Source organism: Pseudohongiella sp. (assembly GCF_011050365.1).
In the GTDB taxonomy this organism is placed as follows: domain Bacteria; phylum Pseudomonadota; class Gammaproteobacteria; order Pseudomonadales; family Pseudohongiellaceae; genus Pseudohongiella.
This window is the reverse complement of the sequence record NZ_DRFV01000007.1, coordinates 1-20,652: the sequence shown is the minus strand read 5'-3', so window position 1 is coordinate 20,652 and position 20,652 is coordinate 1. Positions and strand designations below refer to the sequence as shown.

The window sequence follows — 20,652 nt, the reverse complement described above, 5'->3', positions numbered from 1 at the left end:
ACTCTGGCTTGCGCAAAGCCTGACGAAGTTAATTTATACTCTAGGTCATCCACCATACTGGGATTCCCGCACAAATAAATGATATCGGAGATGGGATCCAGATCCTCATCCTCCAAAACACTCTGTACATGCCCCCCCTCTCCCACGACTGAAGATTGATGGGTTCATCGTCACTATAACAGCAGGTGAATTGAAACGATTCGCTCCTAGTTGCCGCCGCGCTAAATTCATCTGCAAAAATTGCCTGGGTACGTGATCGTACTCCCAATATAACTTTAATTGTTGGCCACCCAAGATTCGCGCGCCGAAGCAGCTCTGGTAACATTGAACGATAAGGTATAACCCCAGTTCCTGTAGCTACCATGAACAGGCGTGCGGGCGGTTCATTGATAAGGATATGATTCCCGTAAGGGCCAGAAGCCTCTACGACATCGCCAACTTTCGTGCCGAACAAAACACCACTCACTCGCCCATCCAGTACCGACGAGACTACGATTTCAATAGCTGTCGTCTCACCGCAGCGAGTAGCAATGGAGTAGCTGCGACGAAAGCGTTCTCCATGATTATTGAAGCTTAATTGAATAAACTGACCTGGCTGAAAATCTAACTCGTCGAAATCAAGAGGGTCGAAAAAAAACTGCCGAACTCCAGGTGCCAGTTCAATTATATTTTGCAAAACAAGTCGGAAAGTTATGCTTTCAGAGCTGTAGGTTTTTCTCATAAATTATCCGTGGAGTTTCGGGCGGCCTTCGAAAAACACGATCAGACCGCCAATGCATTCGATAGCTCGATAGAGAGCAAGGCAGATTCAACTAGTTGCAGCAATACGATTACATAAGTCGGATATAATTTCGTTCTGAAAAAATAATCCTTTGCTAGCACCAATCCCTCCCAAGATAATTGTGGGCGGCAGCGATGCCGAGAGTTCTGCGCCCAGAGCCGTGAGTGCGCGCATATTTCGTACGGTTGGTGCAGGGAACCCCGACCCTAATTTTCGAGATTCGGCAAACTCAATCCCTGAAGACGCTATAATTCCAATCCGATGCAGCTGATTTACGAGTCGTTGAGGGTAAGTTGAATCTACGCTGTGCTGGCCGAGAACCTCAAAGGTTAGACGACGGTCAACTCTATTACCTGAGAACGCGCGATAATTAGTAACTCGATACCAATCACAGTCTGTGTCCAACCCGTACAAATAACAAAGATCGCTATCGCAGGGCTGCTCCAGCACGACGTTGACTACCCAATGTGGCATAGGACGGTCGAACCCTTTCCGATGCAGATCTACCCCAAGCATTTGGGCTGCGCCTATTACCCCTGTCGCCAGGATTATAAGGTCAGCACTGAGCGACCGGCTAAGCCCTTTGCCATCGATCATTTCGATAGAACGACGCGCAGTGTCCAGCGAGAGAATCGTCGCACCACACAGTAATTCGACATCTGCATCACATAACTGCTTTGCGACTCCATCCACGAATGCTCGCGAACCTCGGCTCCGAGAGTAGAAGCTACGTCGCGCGTGGCGCAGCTCCGCAGGAAGATCTCTTTGATTAGGGACTGACACAAGTGATCGGTACCGTTCGTCACACACTCTAGCCTCCCAGTCAGCATGGTCATCGACCACAACACGGGTCCAACCAGGTAGAAGCATTGCGAATCCCGCAAGTGCATCAGCTGGGTGCCCGTACGCTCGAGCTAATGTAGGCCCAACAATCTCTTCCGCAAACAAAGCGCCAAACCTCAAGCTAGCGGTTTCCAAAAGTGATGCTGTTCGCTCCACAGGGTTCAAAGTATGCTCAGCTGAGGCTATGTGTCCCCGTAGTGAAGCGACGACGTTGGCATCAACGACGCCCCCTCGGATATCTGGATAGTGCGTGTTGGTTTGTAAACGACCACGAAAAACTGCACCGGCGGTATCTCCTTCACCAACGGGGAAGTGGATCAAGTCATCTGTTGACACTGCGTTCAGCAAAATTTTGTCAATCTCAGTGTCTCCAGTCTCCTGAAAGATATGTGTCCCTAGATCGAAATAGAGTTCCTGATCATGGTAATCTACGCCGGCAAGCAGCCCACCTACTGACTCATTACGCTCGATGACGGTAATCTTGGCATCAGGCCGCGTTGAGCGCAGTTTCTTAGCTGCCATGAGTCCAGCCAACCCCCCACCAATGACAATGCATCTCATATATCAACCTCATATATGTTTTCTGGGCGCTTAATCTCACTGTCTTTCCAAGCGATCATGGTAAATTCGTAAGGTAACAGGTCGTGACGAAATTGGAATCGCCTCCCCAATTTCGTCACGCAAAAATCAGCTATCTCACCGACCGAAAAGTGCTGAGCATCTGCCTGCTGAAAATCAACAAAAGAACTAAGAAAATCGCAAACCAGCACATCTCCAGCAACGCTGAACAATTTCTCGATCCTGTGGAGGGCATACTCTTTTGACTTTGCGGTATCTGTGCTTGTACACAAATTAAACACACCACTGGAAAAGACGACATCATACATCCCATCGACATCCTCATCCGCATCGATGTGCATAAAGTTCGCACTTGGATACTTTTCACGACAAGCATCTATGAACTCGGGCAGAATATCTACACCAAAGTACTCGATCTCACAACCTGCTTCGACCAAGTACTGATACAAGTAGCCCAGACCACATCCATAATCTAGTACTCGGGCGCCTCTTCGCAAAACAAATGGATCAATCGCCCGAAATCGTAATTCATTACGCCCCTTTGGGGTCAACAACGATGCCGGGGAGTCACCGTGAACCCGAAAACTTTCTGCGTACTGGTTTTTAATGCGCTCGAATTGTTCGGTCATAGACAGTACCTAACTCTAATATAAATGTGAAATGCAATGAGCAGCGCTGGCCGCAAGCTCTCAATGAGAGCATGCTCAATCATGCAATTTAACTATCGACAAGGTGCGGGGGATGGGAAATTTTACACGTACTTGGAAAAATAACATTCCCGTACATATTACTCAGAGAGATCTAGCGCTGCGAAAGGCACGGTATAAAAGTAGGGGTAACCCTTAAGCAATACTTCTTTAGAAATAATACTTAACTCATTGATAGTATGGGAAACTTGCACATGGTAACGATAGGGGTAATCCGTTGTACCCCACCTCGATTTAAATTGATAAACACCTTTTTGACTTAGCCATGTTCCTCCCCAGTTCCAATGTCGTGACTCCCTCTCTAAAATTGCATCTCGCATAGCTGTGTAAATAAGCAGACTCAGCGGTTGATCACTGCGGTAAGCCTCTAGCGTAGCAGGGGTAAAATACTCCACCATATCTTTGAAATACAGTACCAGCAATGCCGAAACTATCCGCCCATTCTTTGATGCTGTGTAGATTCGATAATCCTCATCGTATCTAAATACTTTAGAGATCGCTATGAAAACATTTAGCGGTTTAGGAGATCCACCAATGCTCCTAATGTTATTATCGTGGATTTCATGAAGCGTTTTTAATGTGGACATTGAACCATCATGCGTTACCGAGAACCCACCCTTCTGACCTTTTCGGACCATATTCCGAGTCTTCTGATGCAGAATGCCAAACAACTCGTTGTCTAAACATTCCGCATTGGAAATATTTGGTAGATGCGTGATTTGCCCGATTCTTTCATCAAAAAAATTTGCACAGAATGCTTCGTATTTTTCTTCATTTTTCTCCAATGCCGCTTCAACAACCGTACTCGAAAAAGCATTAACGTCTGCGCATAGCGTGTTAAAGGCCACCAAGAGATCAGCAATAGCAGTACTATCTGCAGGCACCTTATATATAAAACCACCGTGGCTCCCGAAGAATGGCAATGAATTCACTACGGCACCATAAGGCCCCTTTTTCACAAAAACGGGTAGCGCTGCTACCATTTCATTGTTATTAAAAGCGCAGAGGTAGTGATCTTCAGCATCCGGCAAAATTTCCTTCAAAAATTCTCGGTAACGCAATGAATGATTAAACATACCAATCGGCGATTCAGCCAATAACTGTTCGTATTGCGACGCTAAATCTGGTGTATAGCGCATTACTATTCTGGACATAGCATTGATTCCAACGTTTTTTCCACCCGTTAGCAAAATATATTCATTAATGTCATAGGGCTGCGGCCAACTATCGTTGAGAGTGTGGAATTACGGAAGACTCACTCATAGGGTTTCGCTGAGCCACGCTTCAACATTCAAAAGTGACCAAATTAGAAGTCGCCTATTCTGCTCTCCATTAAGATGCTGTTCAATCAGTGGTGATACCGACTGGCGGTCCAAGACAGAGTAGATATTTGCCTTACCATTGAGCAGAGTACGCCTCACAAACTCAATACTTTCCCCCTTAAACCAACTAGCGTCAGGAGACGAAAAACCCTGCTTTTCTGCTCGGGTAATGTCCGATGGGATGTAACGCGACATCATATCCCTAAGTATCTGTTTTCCATCATTAGTTTTCTGGAAGTATTGGTTTTTTTTGTCTCCTACATCATTTTCATTTATCTTGATTGCTTCCGACAGATTATTAAGCTTCAAACCTACAGGGCAACGCATGGCAAAATTTACCAGATCGTTGTCCATGAATGGCACGCGATTTTCTAGACCATGTGCCATGCTTAATTTATCTTCTACTACAAAAAGCCCATGCAAGAACGTCTTTGCCTCGAAATAAAGCGAATGGTTTATATAATCTTCAGGTCGGGAAAGTTCGTTGTCATGTGTTGCAAATACATCTCTAAATATATCGCGTGTCCACACATGTTCAACATCCTTTTGAACTGGCGCAAACATGTCCTTCAGATGGCGATTATCAACTAATCGCTGCCAGTAAAGGTAATACTGATCAATGTAGTGTTCGAAGTTTTGACTGTTAGCCGCACGATAATACCGCCAGGGATACCCGCCAAACAGCTCGTCACCACCACTGCCTGATAACACCACCTTGACGAATTTGCTGGCAAGCTTGGCCGCGTAAAAGTTGGGGTAGCTTTGCCCGACTCGAGGTTCTTCAAGGTGCCAGGCTAGCTTTGGCAAGCAGCGTTCCATATCACCGGCTTTCAGGACCATCTCATAGTGCTCAGTTTTAAAACGGGCAGACATTGCTTCTGCTTTTGCTCTTTCATCGAATGCTAATTCAATTCCGGATGCTGAACTTAGATCAAAACCACAGGTGAAGGTTTTTAAGTAAGGAAACTGTTGGGCCGCTATGGCCGTGATGGAACCTGAATCCATGCCACCACTTAAATACGCGCCAAGTTCTACATCACTGACCAGTTGACGATTGACTGCCTGTTTAAACAAGCGATCAAGCTCTTCCAGGTATTCCTGCTTACTTGCAGGGTTCTCAGGTTCGCGAAAGCGATAATCCCAGTACTGAGTTTTTTCGACGACCTGCCTTTCCCCCTGAAATATCAGAAAATTTCCAGCTGGGAGTAGGTGCACACCTTCCAACAGAGTTTGATCTGTAAATATGTTCTGGAAGGTAAAATATTCAAGTAAAGCAGCTATGTTCAACGTCCGCTTAAAGCTGGGGTCCGCAGTAATCGCTTTCTGTTCAGAGCCAAACCAGAAATGCTTACCTTGCTTGGCATAGTACAAAGGCTTAATGCCATAACGATCACGAGCCAGCAAAAGTTTCTTTTCTTTTCGGTCCCATAATGCCAGCGCAAACATCCCATTAAATTTCAGCAGCGCATCCGTACCCCACAAAGACAGCGCATGCAAAACAACTTCGCTATCCGTATTACTTCTAAACCAGAACCCTTCAGCTTCCAGCTCTGCTCGCAACTCGCGAAAATTGTAGATCTCTCCGTTGTAGCTGAGTATATACCGATGATCGGCACTGACCATCGGCTGATGCCCGGCGGGGCTGAGGTCAATAATGGACAATCGTCTGTGCCCAATGCCTACATTCTCGTCTATCCAAAGGCCTTCGCCATCGGGCCCTCGATGCACAATCGCATCAGTCATCTTTTTAAGAATGACTGGTGAGACAGCTTCACCTTTCAGGTTGATCAGTCCAGCTATACCACACATTAGATCTTGTATTCCCTTACTTTTTCAATCACGTAGCTTTGTTCATCTTCCGTCATCCCATGAAACAGCGGAAACGAAATACTGCAATCATTAGCGGCATATGAACAAGGCATGTCAGAAGGTTTCAGCTTATACTTGTCCTGATAGAAACTCAGCATGTGTACAGCGTGTGTTGCGGGGCGCGTAGAAACACCAGCTTTTTGCAAGCTATCCATAAACTCATTGCGGGCGCTATTGACAGCTTGAATCTCACTCAGGTCACCAGATTCAATTGCTGCTTGAACTCGCTCCGGCATAAACAAACAGGGATAACTCTGGTAGCCGTGCTCACAGCTGTCAACATGTGCCGGTACGCGCAAGTAACTCAGATCGCCAAAAGCATCGTCGTATCGCACAGCCAGTGAGCGCCGCTCAGTAACTATGCCACCTGCCCGGCTCATCTGACTCGCGCCAAGAGCAGCCTGAATATCCGTCATACGCTGGTTATAGCCAGCCAATGGATGGTCTGCCAAAAGATAGGGTCGTGGGCCGAGATGGCGCTGCAAATCAGAAATCGCTGCACCATGGTCGCGAAGACGTCGCAATTGTTCAGCCACATCATCACGTTGCGTAGTGATCATTCCACCTTCACCTGTTGTTATGGCTTTGCGCGGGTGGAAACTGAAGCTGGCCGTATCGCCGAGCGTGCCAACGTGCTTGCCACCATAGGTGCCACCAAAGCCACAAGCGGCATCTTCGATCACCGCAATGTTATGGCGTTTTGCCAGTGCGTTGATAGCATTCATCTCTGCGGACAAACCAAAGAGATGCACGGGAATGATTGCTTTTGTTTTGCGGGAAACTTTGCTCTCAAGCTGAGTGATATCGATATTAAACGTATTCAGATCAATATCACAAAATACTACTTTGGCACCAACGTGTTCGACCACATTCGCGGTCGCCACCCAGGTGAAGGCAGGAACTATTACTTCATCACCAGGCTGGATACCGAGCGCCACCAGTGAAAGATGCAAGCCTGTGGTACAGGAGGTCACTGCAATGGAGTGCTTCGCACCCGTAAATTCAGACCACTTTTCTTCAAATTCACGCACTTTCGGACCTTGAACCAGCCATCCACTGCGTAGAGGCTCAAGTACACTTTGAATTTCGTCCTCAGTTAGGGACGTGCGGGCAATGGGGACATTCAGTTTAGTAGTCATTGCTCAGTACGCACCCTCATTGTCATCGCGCCAGGCGATCAACCTCAGCAGCCCCTCATCGAGCGCATACTTGTAGGTAAATCCAAGATCTTCTGCCGCCTTTTTCGGGCAACCAATTCTGTTTTGCACGAGACGTCGCGCATCATCTTCAGAGTACGGCTTATAGGTAACTTTAAGAGCTGATTTTTTCAACTGCAGAATCAGATCACATAGCTCCTTTATACTGGTTTGAACGCCGGATCCGACATTATAGAATTCGTCAGTGGCGCTGGCCTGTAATGCGAGTACATTGGATCGTGCAACATCCTCTACGTAGATAAAATCATAGGCCTGACTGCCATCTCCGTTTATGACTGGCGCTTCGTTTGCATCAATCTTGTTCAGCATAATAGGTACAACGCCTGTATAAGCTGCTGTCTGATCCTGATGCGGGCCATAGACGTTCATGTAGCGCAATCCGACATAATCCAGACCATAGCGATCATAAAACGCACGACACATTGCCTCACCAGCAATTTTAGTGGCGCCGTAGAAGTTACGATTTTTGAAAGGATGTTCTTCTGTCATTGGCACTTCAACCGCATCGCCATACACGGATGCAGACGAAGAATACACAAGACGCTTGATCTTGTGTCTGACACACGCCTCAAGCACGTTGAAGGTGCCTTCAACATTCACGTGAAAGGCGGTACGCGGGTAATCTTTACAGTGCAGCAACCACATGGCCGCAAGGTGTATCACATAGTCACAGCCGGCCATGGCGCTATCCAGGACATCAGTATCCCGTATGTCGGCACCATCCAGGAACAGCTTGCAGCGTGCATCTGTCATATAAGGAGTGAGATAGTCACGTTTGCCTCTGGCAAAATTGTCATACACAACAACTTCGCCAATATCGGTTTTTAGCAGTTCTGCAACGACATGACTGCCGATAAAACCAGCACCGCCTATAACAAGTACTCTAGCTCCACTCAAAGAATTCATGCTCTATTCCTGTTTCTAATATTTGACTATGCCAAGTTTTCGAATTGATCCATCTGTAATCGCTACTAGGCTTGTAACGCCGCCTGCAATTCTCTGACTATCCGGAATTGATCGGTTTCAGCCAAATCCGCGCTCATTGGCAGACTGATTACCTGTTGCGATTGCTGCATAGATATGGGCGTACAATCGGAGCAGCAGAGATGGCGGTAGGCTGGCTGTTCATTAAGCGGCACAGGATAATGCACAGCAGAGGGTATATCTACGTTATTCAGATAGGTTTGCACTTTTTCGCGCTGCGGCACACGAATTGTGTACTGGGCGAAAACACTGCTGCGGTCAGGGCGTTGTTTTACGCGGTCAATACCGGCCCTATCAAACAAATCGTTATAACGCTGACCAATTTCTATCCGGCGTTCCACTTCCCAATCAAATCGATCCAACTTGGCCAAAACAACTGCGCATTGCAATGTATCCATTCGACCGCCCACACCCACCCTTGTGTGTATGTAGCGTTTACTTTGCCCATGAACGCGGATTTCTCGGCACGTCTGGGCTATCTCATCGTCATCAGTGAAAATGGCACCGCCATCACCGTAGCACCCCAGAGGTTTACTCGGAAAAAAGCTGGTACAAGCGATAGTACTTAAATTACAGCTTTTCCGGTTCTGGTATTTGGCGCCAAAACTTTGCGCCGCATCTTCGATGACTGGAATGTTGCCGTGTTGCGACGCAATTCTATTAATCTCTTCCATATCTGCCGGCTGACCGTAAAGACTTACCGGGACAATAGCGCGTGTTCTTTTTGTAATTTTGGCGGCTATCAGTGCTGCATCAATATTGCAAGTATCCGGGTCAATATCTACAAAAACGGGTTTCGCCCCTAGCAGAACAATTACTTCAACGGTCGCAACAAAGGTAAAAGGCGTTGTAATAACCTCGTCGCCAGGCTTGATCTCGAGCGCCATCAGGCTGATCAACAAAGCTTCAGTCCCGCTGGCAACGGTAATGCAATGTTTTGCGCCAGAGTATATCGACAGTCTGTCCTCCAGCTCTTTGACTTCAGGCCCCATGATGTATTTGCCATGCTCAAGAACTGTTTGAATTCTTGCGTTAATTTGCGTTTTCAACGCCTCGTATTGGGTCTTCAGATCAACAAACGGAATACTCACCCTTTTGTTACCTTTAGCGTATTACCCGTGAGTTGATACACCTGCTTCGTGTGCGGACATGTGTGGTCCAGGTTGCCCTGCAGCGGTATAGATAGTTGCTCACCAAATTGACTCATCCAGCCAATCTGTTTGGCTGGCACACCAACCATCAATGCATAGGCGGGCACATCCTTGTTCACAACAGCGCCAGCACCTATAAATGCGTACTCGCCTATCGTGACCCCGCAGACTATGGTGCTATTTGCACCCAATGTGGCGCCTTGTTTTATGAGAGTGTCGCGATATTCGTCTTTGCGGACTATACTTGCACGAGGGTTGTAGACATTGGTGAACACCATGCTGGGACCACAGAACACTCCATCTTCCAATATCACGTTGTCGAACACAGAGACATTGTTCTGAATTTTGCAGTTATTACCTATAACTACTTTATTACCAACAAACACATTCTGCCCAAGCGAGCAATTTTCTCCGATAACAGCGCCACTACAAACGTGAACAAAGTGCCAGATGCGGCTGCCGCCACCAATTTGTGCACCTTCATCTACAATTGCGGAGGCATGGATCGTGACGCTCATAATTATAACCTGTCCAGAAACGGATGATAGTCCCCGGCTAGCCCTACCGGCGTCTGTGTTCGTATACTGGCGACCGTTTCAATAGCAATACGGTTCTCTTCCAGACCAAACCCTCTACCGGCAAGAATTTCTTCGTAACTGCGAGTGTGTAGATCTGTGAAGCCGCCAGAGAACTCTACTTCGTCGCCATTTACTATAATAGAGCGAAAGGTGCGTTGACCTGCAGTGCGTATATCTTCGGGTACGTCATTGACATCCACCGACAGGAACCAACGCACTCGTGCGCTCTCATACTCAAGATAGCCGCCTGACTTGGTCGACGAATTATAATGCACGATGTTGGTTTGAAGCTTGCCGAAAACGAAGTGCAACATGTCATAAAAATGCACACCAATGTTGGTAGCTATGCCGCCAGATTTTTTTTCATCGCCTTTCCAGGACTGTAGGTACCAGTTCCCACGCGACGTGATGTAAGTCAAATCGACATCAAACTTTTTATCGCTTTTCACCTTAGTCACTTTTTCGCGCAATGCAATGATCGCTGGATGTAATCGCAATTGCAAAATAGTGTGTACCCGTTGGCCAGTATCTTTTTCGATATCGGTCAAACCGTCGATGTTCCAGGGGTTTAATACGAGCGGCTTTTCGCAGATGGCATTAGCCGCACTGCGCAAAGCAAAGCGCATGTGAGAGTCATGCAAATAGTTAGGTGAAGCGATCGACATGTAATCGACGGCTTTGCCATTGTTGGCGCGCCGAAGTTTATCGATATGTCTATCAAAGCGTTCAAATTCGGTAAAGAAATTGGCATCCGGAAAGTGGCTGTCAATAATGCCGACTGAGTCATTTGGATCCAGTGCAGCAATCAACTCGTTTCCGGTCTCCTTGATCGCTTTCATATGGCGCGGTGCTATGTAGCCTGCAGCGCCTATTAAGGCGAAATTCTTTATCGATGACAATCGGTTTGCCCCTTCTCTTCTAGTGATATTCAACTAATTCGCCACTTCAACGCACATTTCATCAGATTTAATTCGGCATCTTTTTAGGTTTAGAAGTTGAGCTCATCCTATAACTTGAACACAGATTCTTTAATCGGTAAATGATAGAGATGCGTCTCGGCGCTCTAGTTAAACCCGAAAAAGCCGCCTGACAATCACGATCATCAGTCCTAACATACCACCTATCATGGTGCCGATAACGACAATAAATGTTCTCCTTGGCGCTGATCTTTGATCCGGCACAACGGCGGGATCGATTACACGAAACACATACTCTTCCCGAACATCAGCCAACATGGTGATCCTTGTTTGCGACTCAATTAATTGGTAGAGCACGCGCTGCATATCTACCAACTGTGTGCTTTGCAGTTGCTGTTGAAGATAATCGATGGCGTTTTGGGCTTCCTGAATATCACGCACCCGCACCTCCTGATTTATAGCATCTACCAGCCAGTTAACCCACTTTGCGGCTTGTTCCGGGTTTGGCCATTCGATGGCAACTGTAACAATGCCGGTTTGAGTGTCGGGACCATTGACGGAAAGGATTCCGCTGATTCTGCGGTAGGCATCATGCTCGGTGGGTGCTCCACTATCCAGCTGCCATTCTCCAGTCGATTGGTCGAATACCGTATCGTCGATGATGGCTTGCTGTAAATTTTTATCCCATTCAGATGCAAACAGCGGTACCAGCAAATCGTTATCACTGATAAATCGCCCCAGAAATTGACGGGAACGTAACGTTGCGAGCGCGGTGCTGATATCATTACCATTGCTACCTCCAATATTTACACCTAGCAAAGCTGCTGCCCCTCCAAGCTGTGATGATAGACTACCGCCGCTTCGTTCCGGGTCCGCTGGCGCCAGCTCCGCTTCCGCCCGGTATATATCTGTCTGATTCAGAGCGTAAATCACAGAGCCGATAGCGAAAATAGCAGTTATACCAATGACCAGCCATTTCTCCGCCCACACAATGCCGAACAACTCCCGCAGGTCAATTTCACCATCTTGGGGCTGGCTATAGCCTTGCGCTGGATAGCCCAAGGCTGGCTGGTGCGCGCCAGTCCTGGGATCTTTGTTATCCATCAGTTCCCCACCCTCTCAATCGCCAGCAAAGTCGTGCTGATATTAAACAGAATCTGCGAAATGCTGGTCCAGGTCTGCAGGTAGTTTGGCCGGTAGGTGTCAAATGGCACAATAATGGTGTCGCCGGCACTCAGGCGTTCACGTTCCTGGAAGAACCAGCGGGTGTCGCCGTAGGACACCACTTCACCGCTGGCCTTGATGATATAGACACTGCCGCGGTCGGCCTCCTGGGTATAACCACCACTGCTGCCGATGTAGTCGGACACGGACATGCGCCGATCAAACAGGTGGGAGGTGGGCTGGTGTACTTCCCCCACCACAGTGATCTGCTGCTGGGTGCGGGGGATAAGCAGTTCGTCTCCATTGCGCAATACCGGATCTGCGTCAGTATCGGCCCGTCCGGACAGTATTCTCGGCAGATCGATCACCAGGCGACCGGTGGCGGTGATGTCGCTGATACGGTCCAGCATCTCGATCACTTCCATATTGCCGGTGGCACCGTTGTTGCTGTCAGCCTGCAGACGGCGGGTCACCACATCGCGCTCCAGTTGATCGCGAAACTCATCCAGCATCTGTTGTTCGGTTTCACGCAGTTCCTCGCGCAGGAAAATGGCCGCGCGCGGGTCAGCGAAATCGGTTAACCCCCCCGCCCGCGCGATCAGTGAACTGACCGTGTCACGCTTGGTGATGGAGTAGGTGCCTGGTGAATTAACTTCGCCGCCAATATAGACCGTCTCGTACTCGGTCCAGTTGGGCATCTGCCGGATTACCAACTGGTCAAAAGGAGACAACTGGAAACCTCTCCCGATCAGTCCGGGTGTTTGCAGATCGAGCTCCACGTGGGCGATTTCCCGGCCGATGGCCGGGTCGGCATCAAATCGAGTGATTTCGGCAGTGGACGCATCAGCGCTTTCATTCAGGCCGCCGGCCATATCAATCAGGGCATCCACGCTCAGATTCTGCGTCAGCGGATAGTCACCGGGAAAGCGCACCTGGCCATTGACGCTGACCACTTGTGTCGGTTGTCCGGTGGTGGCCTGGGTGCGCAGTTGTTCCAGCGTGTCTTCCAGCAGCTCTTCACGTGGCTCGTTGGCGTTCAGCACGATGATCTGGTCCAGTTCGCGCAGCGTCACTGACTGCTCGGTGCTCAGGGTTTGCGGGTTCAGGCCATGGCGCTCGACAGCGATGGTGCCACGCTGATCGATGCGGCGCTCCAGCAGCACGTGTTCCAGTTCGCTGTTGGCCAGCAGGCCGCCGGCAAAGCGGATGGCAGCGCCCAGGGTCATGTTCCGTACCAGCGGATATTCACCGGGGAAACGGACATTGCCGCTGACCTCGACCACCAGCGGCGGGTTTTCGAAACTGGCCTGCTCGTACAGTCGATCCAGCAACGTGCGCAATTGCACCTGGCGGTTCTGGCTGGCACCAAAGGTATGCAGCTGATCGCGTGGCTGCAGCACCAGATCATCGGCGGAGCCGGGGTTGTTGATGGCGGCGCCCAGGTTGACGTAGATAAGTTCGATGCGACGGGTGGGCTGCACTTCGCGCGCGATCAGCGCGTACTCCAGGTCGGGATTGGGCAACATGGCACCAACGCTGGGCAGTACATCACTGACTCGGAGACCTTGACGCCACTGAAAACCACCGGGACGTTGCACGTGGCCTTCCAGCAGCACCACACTTTCCAGCTGATCCATCACCGAGTGGATCTGGATAACGTCACCATCAGCCAGTGGCGGCGTATTGTTGGTATTGCTGAGATTGACGTCGATCAGCGTGCGTTCGCCGCGCTCATTGATGCGTTCAATACGGGAGGCGGCGGGGAATGCGGTAGGCGTGAGGCCACCGGACAGCGCCAGAATATCAGCTGCGCTGGTTTCATCCTTGAGTTCATAGATGGCCGGACGGCGCACTTCGCCGGCAATGCCCACAGTACGGCCGACCGGAGGAATAAAAATGACATCGCCCGGTTGCAGGCGCGCATCGCCACTGGTGTCACCGCGCAGCAGCAGGTCGTAGAGGTCGAGTTCGGTGATCTGTTCGCCACTGCGCATCAGGCGGATGTTTCGCAGCGAGCCAACGGTGGTGACACCGCCGCTGACAAACAGGGCGTTGGTCATGGTGCTCAGTGAGCTGACGGTGTAGGAGCCGGGGCGCCAGGCTTCGCCGAGCACAAACACGTTGATGGAGCGCAGTGGCCCCATGGTGATGGAGGCGTTCTGGCCGATGAGCTGATTGGCGACGATGTTCTGCAGTTGCGCGCGCATGTCTTCGAAGCTGAGGCCGCTGACATTGACCGGGCCGACTTCGGGGAACATCAGCTGGCCTTCGCGGCTGACCACCAGTTCGTGGGTGACGTTGCGCTGGCCGTAGAGCTGCATGATGACGGTGTCACCGGGGCCGACGATATAGGTGCTGGGCACGGGGATATTGGTGGCCGGCGCGAAGGTGGTGGGGGTACCGGCGAACAGGTCGTAACCGAAGGGTTCCAGGTCCTGATCGAAGCGCTGGCGTTGCTGTTCTATCAGCAGTGGGTCGCGGGGCGGTTGCTGGAATTGGGGCCAGGGGTTGACCAGCAGCAGCTCGTTTTCCGGGCCGGCCTGTTGCGACTGATTCTGTTGGTTTTGCTGGGTTTGCTGGCCTTGTTGGTATTGCTGGGTTTGCTGGTTCTGTTGGCCTTGTGAGTTTTGCTGCAGTTGCTGGTTCTGTTGGTCTTGCGGTGTCTGCTGGTTTAGCTGACTGGGGCGGCGCTGGGCATTCTGCCCCTGGTTGACGGTGGTGCGACTGTCATTGACGTTTCTGGGCATCACCACATCGGGGTTGTCGATGGGTTCCTGATTGATGGCGTTGCCGTTGATCTGTTGGTCCAGCAGTTGCCGGCGTTCCTCTTCGGACAGACTTTGCAGTTGCTGGATTTGCTCGGGGGTCAGCGTCACGCCCTGAGCCAGTGAATATGACGCACCCAGGGTACTTGCCAGTATCAGCCATAGCAGTGCTGCCAAACGGCCGGTATTCAACTTAATCATAGAATCGCTTTTCATTGTTTTGGTTGGATGTGTGCATTTTGCAATGTTTTGAGGCCCTTGTCCTGTCTATTGTCCTGTCTATTGTCCCCTCAGACACGCTACCGCCCTACCCGTGCATTTCTGCGGCATCTTGGTTTGGCTTTGGGGGGGTAAGGGGGCGGGTTGTTAAGGGGACGGAGGGATTTAGCGAGCTAAATCCCTCCGTCCCCTTAACAACCCGCTCTCCGCTAACCGGTCCGGGCCAGCTGTGTCGGGCTCATCGCCAGCGCCTGCTGGCTGTGCATGATGTTGAGCAGCACAATAATACGTTCGTCAGGTGTCACGGCTTTGACAATCGCTTCCAGATCCCGGAAGCAGCCATCAGTGATCATTACCCGCTGGCCGGGCCGGTACAGCGCTTCCGGTTCAGTCTGGGCGATAAATCGGGATTTCAGCGCGGCAATCAGCGCGTCACTGACCGGGTGCGGGCGGCCGTTAAAACTGACCAGTCTGCTGACCCCGCGGGTGCCGTGCAGGGCCCGCCAGTTGCTGTCGTCGGTCAGTTGAATAAAGAGGTAGCCGGGGAACAGCGATTCGATGCAGGTTTCGTAGCGGCCGCGGCGTACGCGCTTGACCTTGTGCTGCGGCGAGTAGATGGCAAAGCCCTGATTTTCCAGGTGTTCCTCGGCACGGCCTTGCTGCCGGGCCTTGCACTGTAGCAGGTACCAGGTAAAGGGGACGGAGGGATTTAGCTCGCTAAATTCCTCCGTCCCCTTTACAGACGTTCCCTGTGCAGTTGTTTGGCGTTGCTGGCTCATTCCTACGCCCCCAGCTCTTTCTGGATCTCTTCGATCTCCAGCTTCAGGGCTTCGTATTCTTCCACTTTGCGCTTCAGGAACCGGGCGGTGATGCGGGCTTTGTCTTCCAGCCCGGATGGCGTCAACACATACAGGTAGCCGGTCTTGTGTTCACTTTTGCTGAAGTTTTTAGCTTTGATGGTGCCCTTGTCGATCAGGGCTTTTAGACAGTAGTTGACCTTGCCCAGACTGATACCCAGCTCTCTGGCCAGCTCGCGCTGACTGATGCCCGGCCGTGACTGCAGGGTCTTGAGAATTCTGTATCGGGCGTCATCTGTCAGCATTGTTGTTGTTCTGCTTGAGGGTTAGACGGAACCTTCTGTTCAATGCTTGAACATACTAATTGTACGAAGGGGACGCTGGCAATAGGAAAGATGGCTATGTTTGGCCTAAAAGGGGACGGAGGGATTTAACGAAGGCTAAATCCCTCCGTCCCCTTAAACGTCCCCTTAAATGCCTCAGGGTCGCAATGCTCCGAAAATATCCTTGATTTTGGACAACCTGCCCTGCTCACTGCTGAAGCGGTCAGCAAGGCCGATGCTGATAAACAGGCCGACTTCGCCGCCGCTGCGCCAGGTGACGCCGGTGGTCATGGTGTGGTTCCAGTGGAACGCCAGGCCATGGCCAACGTTTTTGCTACCGTTGCGATCAGACAGGGTGGTTACCAGCGACACGCCCAGCGGCCGAGCCATGGTGACGTCGCTGCCGCTGCCCCGGTAGCGCCAGCTGTTAAACCCCACCCACTCCATGACCACAGCAGGTTCCAGCCGACCGCCATCGCTGGCATCGTCCACGTACTCCAGCCCTACCCCGGGGTGTAGCAGGATGATCTGACGATCGGGCGGCAAGCGGTCAACCAGAGCCAGCTCACGCTCCTGCTCTGCTTCCAGTTTATCGATGTCTGCCTGGTAGAAACGACCGTTCAGCCACATCTCCCAGGGATATTGCACGCGGGCCTCGTTGGTATACAGGTCCCACATCACCTCTGCGCGCTGGTAGGCCAGCAGGTTAACACCCAGGCTGCGGTTTGCTCGCTGATGGACCGATTGCATCAGATTGGCGACGCGGACCAGGTCGACCAGTGCCTCAATAGCGGCCTGGCAATCGTCGCTACCGGTTTGCCCCTGGCAATTGGGTTGCAGCAAGTCGAGGCGCGGGGAAAACATCGGCTGTCTGCTGGCATCGGGGCCGTAGAGGTCATCGTCGAAATACACGCCCCAACCGCCGTCGTTGTCATCGATGACGGTAGCCGGGGAAGGACCCGACGTTTGTGAAGGCGTTTCGCTGGCCAGGCGATCTGCCACGGTCCGCAAGGCGAGTGACCCGGGCCGGTTGGCATTTTCGAAGGCTGCTGCATGGCTGCGCACAGTGCTGCTCAGGCGCTGCATGATGGCCTCTACCGCCTGCAGGTGGCTTTCCTGCAGATCGCCCTGGTCCGGGATTTCCGCCTCGGTGAGTTGCCGGTCGAACCACAGTTTCAGTTCGCTGTTGTCGCGGCTATCGCCATAACAGTTGTTGCGCAACTGCGTCTGCAGGCTGCCCACAATTTCGTCAACGGTGTTGCCCGTGGGCGTGGTGCATGCAGGAAGTTGTGCCAGAGCGGTGGCCGGCATCAACAGCAAGGCGCTTGAGCAGAGGCTCAGAATCAGCAGGAAGACCCGGCTGCTTTGTATGGAAACGCGGCTGAGTGTTTTCATCGCAGTGCCTCCTGCATGGTCTGGAAGGTGTGGGCCATGCTCAACAGGTCTTCGAGCTCACCACCATGTGTTTCGATCAGCGCGCGCAGCTCTTCGGTATGCGAACCCAGGTGCGCCTGCAACACGGACTGTCGGTAATCCTGCAGCGCCTGGCTGGCTTCGCTCTGGCTGACGATGCCCATGAAGTCGTTAGTGGCGCGGAAAAATGGCACGTGCACGGCGGGGTTTTCCAGGTAATGTTCCAGCGCGTGGACGTTTTTCTGTCGCACCTCGGTGGTCTTGATGTCTTGGAACCGGGCATGCCGGGCGGCCTGGGTGCGCGCATCCAGCCAGGTGTGCGACGGCTCAAAGCGCGAGGGCCGGGTAAAGGGGTCGAACATGTTCCAGGCGTTAAGAAAGTAGCGCATGATGGCGTCGCGGCTGGGAGTGAGAGCGGGCCGGCAGCGTGAGTTGTAGACGGGAATTTCGTTGCCTTTGGACAGGATGCGCGAGACATTGGCGCAGGCCATATATACATGCGGTGAGAAGTTGCGCACGCTCAAGGGTTCGATGTCGGGCATGCTGTTTGTGTGGGACGGTTCGGCAAACATGTAATGTAGCGTGTCATGCGCAACAGCCGTGCCCAGTGAATGGGCAATGACCGACCATTTGATGGCATGGGTGCTGTTGCGCCGCACGTCATTGAGTTTTTCGGTGATGGCCTTGGCCACGTGTATGCGTACCGGGTCGCGCACGGTGGGGAAAAACCGGTAGAAGATCACATCCAGCACATGTGTGCGAAAGAAACCGTCGCCGGTGCCTGACTGTGCCAGGCGCGTCAGGGTATGAATCAGGCCGCTGCCCACCCCCATGGCAACCAGTCGTTCCTTTACCGCATCCGCCTCACCCTGCCAGGCATCACGGATGTCCTCAAACAGGTGATCGTAGGTAATTTCGTGAAACATATAGGCGTCATCAAACGGCATGGACGCCAGGTTGGGGTATTGCTCATAGGCACGTTTAAGCGTGGACTGCGCATCGAGAGACCAGTCCTTCTTGTGTTCGCCCATGCCATGGATTAGAAAAACAAGATGCTGACTCATGACCTGTATCCTCTTGGCGAGATTTGGAATGTCAGAGCGTTTAATACTACGCCGGTGCAGAAGAGCCTGACTATTAGACTGATGGGTATGTTTTCGGTAAAGGGGACGGAGGGATTTAACGCAGGCTAAATCCCTCCGTCCCCTTTACCGCACCGAACTCTGACAGGTGGTCTTCGTCGTAGTACAGCGGTCGTCCGTGGTCGCTGCCGTAGCAGTCATCGCTGTCGCACAGCGCCTGCGTCGGATCCAGAATCTGCACATCACACTGCTGTGCGGCCTGGTCCTGGGCCTGCCACACGGCGGCGTGGCGCTGATCATAGACGGTGCGAGGAAGGCGGATCTCCCCTGCCCGCTTCAGCAGATGCCGGCGCGCCATGCTGCGTGGTACATCCACTGGCATCTCCGGAATCGGTCGCACCAGGTATACCGGCCGCTGTGCAGCAAAATGGCAGGCAGTGGCAATCAGGTCTTCGCGGTATCGCGCCGTGAGCGCGGGGCTGGGCCGGGCCTGGCGGCGCCCGTAACTCACCAATGGCCGCTGAAAGTCGCTGTCACTGCGCACGGCGCTGCCCAGATGATAGACACTGCTGCGATTGACAATGATCAGCGGGATATTGCTGTCGAGCCTTGCCAGCTGCTCGACCAGAAACTGATTAAAAGCACGGCAACCGGCACTGTTATCGACACTGCTGCCCTGCATCAGGGTCGGGCAGCCATTGTAGGCGCTGGCGAGTATGCCTGCTTCGGGCTCTTCCTCGGCCGCTGCATCATCCTGCTGCACAAGCGATGTGATGGCGGTAAACAGGCTGCTGGCGTGGCTGTCGCCGACCACAATGGCCCGGGTATCCGGCCCGCCATACTGACACCAGGGAAAGTCGCGGCCGTTACGCGCCAGGCATTCCCCGCGTCGTGGGTCAAAATTTAGCGCTTCGGCCGCGGCGCGTTCGGCATTGGCCGGCAATCGGCCCGGGATGCCGTCCTGCGAGTAGATCAATACGGCGGGCGTGAGCGTGACGGCAACTATGCCGGCCAGCACGTAGGCGGACTTTAGCGTCTTTCGGCTGGGGTTTTCGATCAACCGCCAGGACAACAGACCCAGCAGCACCGACAGTGCCATGCCGCCGCTGATGGCCAGCACACTATCGGCGATTCCCAGAAAAATGAGCGCCACTACCACCGGCCAGTGCCACAAATACAGGGAATATGAGCTGAGGCCCAGATAATACAAAGGGGCAGCACGCATCCAGGGCGCCTGCGGTGCCATCAGCAGGATCATGGCGGTGCCGGCCACCGGCGCAATGGCAGCGATGCCGGGCCAGACAGTACTGGCATCAACGCTGACAATGGTTGCCAGGATCAGCAGCAAGCCCAGGGCAGAGACGGGTGTTGCGTACGGCTGTATTCGGCCAGCGACGGCGCGCTGGCTGATCATAAACACAATGGCGCCGGTGAGCAGTTGCCAGGCGCGACTTTGCAGCAGGAAGAACGCAGCATCTGGGCTGTTGTGGGCGAGCCAGGCGGACCGGGCCAGCGATACCAGCATCAAGGCCATCAGCACCGGTAGCAGGCCGTTGCGGCTGAAACGCCAGACCAGCATCAGCACCAGAGGTAACACCAGATAGAACTGCCCTTCCACGGCCAGCGACCAGGTGTGCAGCAACCAGTTGTCGTGAGAAGCCGCCTCGAAATAACCGGCATCGCGCTGAAAGCGGATGTTGGCGATTAACATCAGAGCGTAGAGACCGTTGGCAGCCAGATCGCGGTAATCGATGGGCGGTAGCAGCCACCAGCCGATCAGCAGCAGGCTGGTCACCAGCACCGCCAGAGTCGGCACAATCCGCCGCACGCGGGCCAGATAAAAGTGGCCCAGGCTGAAACTTTGTTGCTGCAGGCGGGTCAGGATGATCGATGCCATCAAAAAGCCTGAGATGACAAAAAACACGTCAACGCCAGCAAACC

The 20,652-nt window shown here is 52.3% G+C and carries 17 protein-coding genes; all 17 read right to left on the bottom strand.

Going from position 1 to position 20,652, the window contains the following annotated elements; genetic code table 11:
* Positions 1-40: 40 nt before the first annotated feature.
* On the bottom strand, positions 41-721 hold the full coding sequence (locus ENH71_RS05180; RefSeq protein ID WP_294137571.1) for a ferredoxin--NADP reductase: 681 nt from the start codon (positions 719-721) through the stop codon (positions 41-43).
* Positions 722-808: 87 nt separating this feature from the next.
* Positions 809-2,185, bottom strand: a complete 1,377-nt coding sequence (locus ENH71_RS05175; RefSeq protein ID WP_294137569.1) for an NAD(P)-binding protein — start codon at positions 2,183-2,185, stop codon at positions 809-811.
* Positions 2,182-2,832 (bottom strand): class I SAM-dependent methyltransferase, encoded by a 651-nt coding sequence (locus ENH71_RS05170; protein ID WP_294137566.1) that lies wholly within the window; start codon positions 2,830-2,832, stop codon positions 2,182-2,184. Before ENH71_RS05170 ends, ENH71_RS05175 begins: the two co-directional genes overlap by 4 nt.
* Before the next feature lie 158 nt (positions 2,833-2,990).
* On the bottom strand, positions 2,991-4,049 hold the full coding sequence (locus ENH71_RS05165; RefSeq protein ID WP_294137563.1) for a GNAT family N-acetyltransferase: 1,059 nt from the start codon (positions 4,047-4,049) through the stop codon (positions 2,991-2,993).
* 120 nt (positions 4,050-4,169) lie between these two features.
* Positions 4,170-6,041, bottom strand: coding sequence for an asparagine synthase (glutamine-hydrolyzing) (gene asnB, locus ENH71_RS05160; protein ID WP_294137561.1), 1,872 nt, complete (start codon positions 6,039-6,041; stop codon positions 4,170-4,172).
* Entirely contained in the window at positions 6,041-7,240 is a 1,200-nt protein-coding gene (locus ENH71_RS05155; protein WP_294137560.1) for a DegT/DnrJ/EryC1/StrS family aminotransferase, read from the bottom strand. The genes asnB and ENH71_RS05155 overlap by 1 nt, the downstream gene beginning before the upstream one ends.
* Positions 7,241-7,243: 3 nt before the next feature.
* Complete coding sequence (locus ENH71_RS05150; protein ID WP_294137559.1) at positions 7,244-8,224, bottom strand: NAD-dependent epimerase/dehydratase family protein; 981 nt, start codon at positions 8,222-8,224, stop codon at positions 7,244-7,246.
* Positions 8,225-8,289: 65 nt separating this feature from the next.
* A complete protein-coding gene (locus ENH71_RS05145) occupies positions 8,290-9,393 on the bottom strand; it encodes a DegT/DnrJ/EryC1/StrS family aminotransferase (protein ID WP_294137557.1) in 1,104 nt (367 codons plus the stop codon).
* Positions 9,390-9,971: an acyltransferase gene (locus ENH71_RS05140; RefSeq protein WP_294137555.1), complete on the bottom strand. Its 582-nt coding sequence runs from the start codon at positions 9,969-9,971 to the stop codon at positions 9,390-9,392. The genes ENH71_RS05145 and ENH71_RS05140 overlap by 4 nt, the downstream gene beginning before the upstream one ends.
* Positions 9,972-9,973: 2 nt before the next feature.
* Complete coding sequence (locus ENH71_RS05135) at positions 9,974-10,921, bottom strand: Gfo/Idh/MocA family oxidoreductase (protein WP_294137625.1); 948 nt, start codon at positions 10,919-10,921, stop codon at positions 9,974-9,976.
* A 177-nt stretch (positions 10,922-11,098) separates the two neighbouring features.
* Positions 11,099-12,052, bottom strand: coding sequence for a Wzz/FepE/Etk N-terminal domain-containing protein (locus tag ENH71_RS05130; protein ID WP_294137554.1), 954 nt, complete (start codon positions 12,050-12,052; stop codon positions 11,099-11,101).
* Entirely contained in the window at positions 12,052-15,078 is a 3,027-nt protein-coding gene (locus tag ENH71_RS05125; protein ID WP_294137553.1) for an SLBB domain-containing protein, read from the bottom strand. Before ENH71_RS05125 ends, ENH71_RS05130 begins: the two co-directional genes overlap by 1 nt.
* A gap of 227 nt (positions 15,079-15,305) precedes the next feature.
* Positions 15,306-15,875: a transcription/translation regulatory transformer protein RfaH gene (gene rfaH / locus ENH71_RS05120; protein WP_294137551.1), complete on the bottom strand. Its 570-nt coding sequence runs from the start codon at positions 15,873-15,875 to the stop codon at positions 15,306-15,308.
* Positions 15,876-15,877: 2 nt separating this feature from the next.
* Positions 15,878-16,198, bottom strand: coding sequence for a MarR family EPS-associated transcriptional regulator (locus ENH71_RS05115; RefSeq protein ID WP_317622741.1), 321 nt, complete (start codon positions 16,196-16,198; stop codon positions 15,878-15,880).
* A 174-nt stretch (positions 16,199-16,372) separates the two neighbouring features.
* Positions 16,373-17,611, bottom strand: coding sequence for a hypothetical protein (locus ENH71_RS05110; protein WP_294137549.1), 1,239 nt, complete (start codon positions 17,609-17,611; stop codon positions 16,373-16,375).
* Positions 17,608-18,693, bottom strand: coding sequence for a hypothetical protein (locus ENH71_RS05105; protein ID WP_294137547.1), 1,086 nt, complete (start codon positions 18,691-18,693; stop codon positions 17,608-17,610). The genes ENH71_RS05110 and ENH71_RS05105 overlap by 4 nt, the downstream gene beginning before the upstream one ends.
* Before the next feature lie 115 nt (positions 18,694-18,808).
* Positions 18,809-20,652, bottom strand: a 1,844-nt coding sequence (locus tag ENH71_RS05100) for an acyltransferase family protein (protein ID WP_294137546.1), incomplete at its 5' end; no start/stop codon positions are given.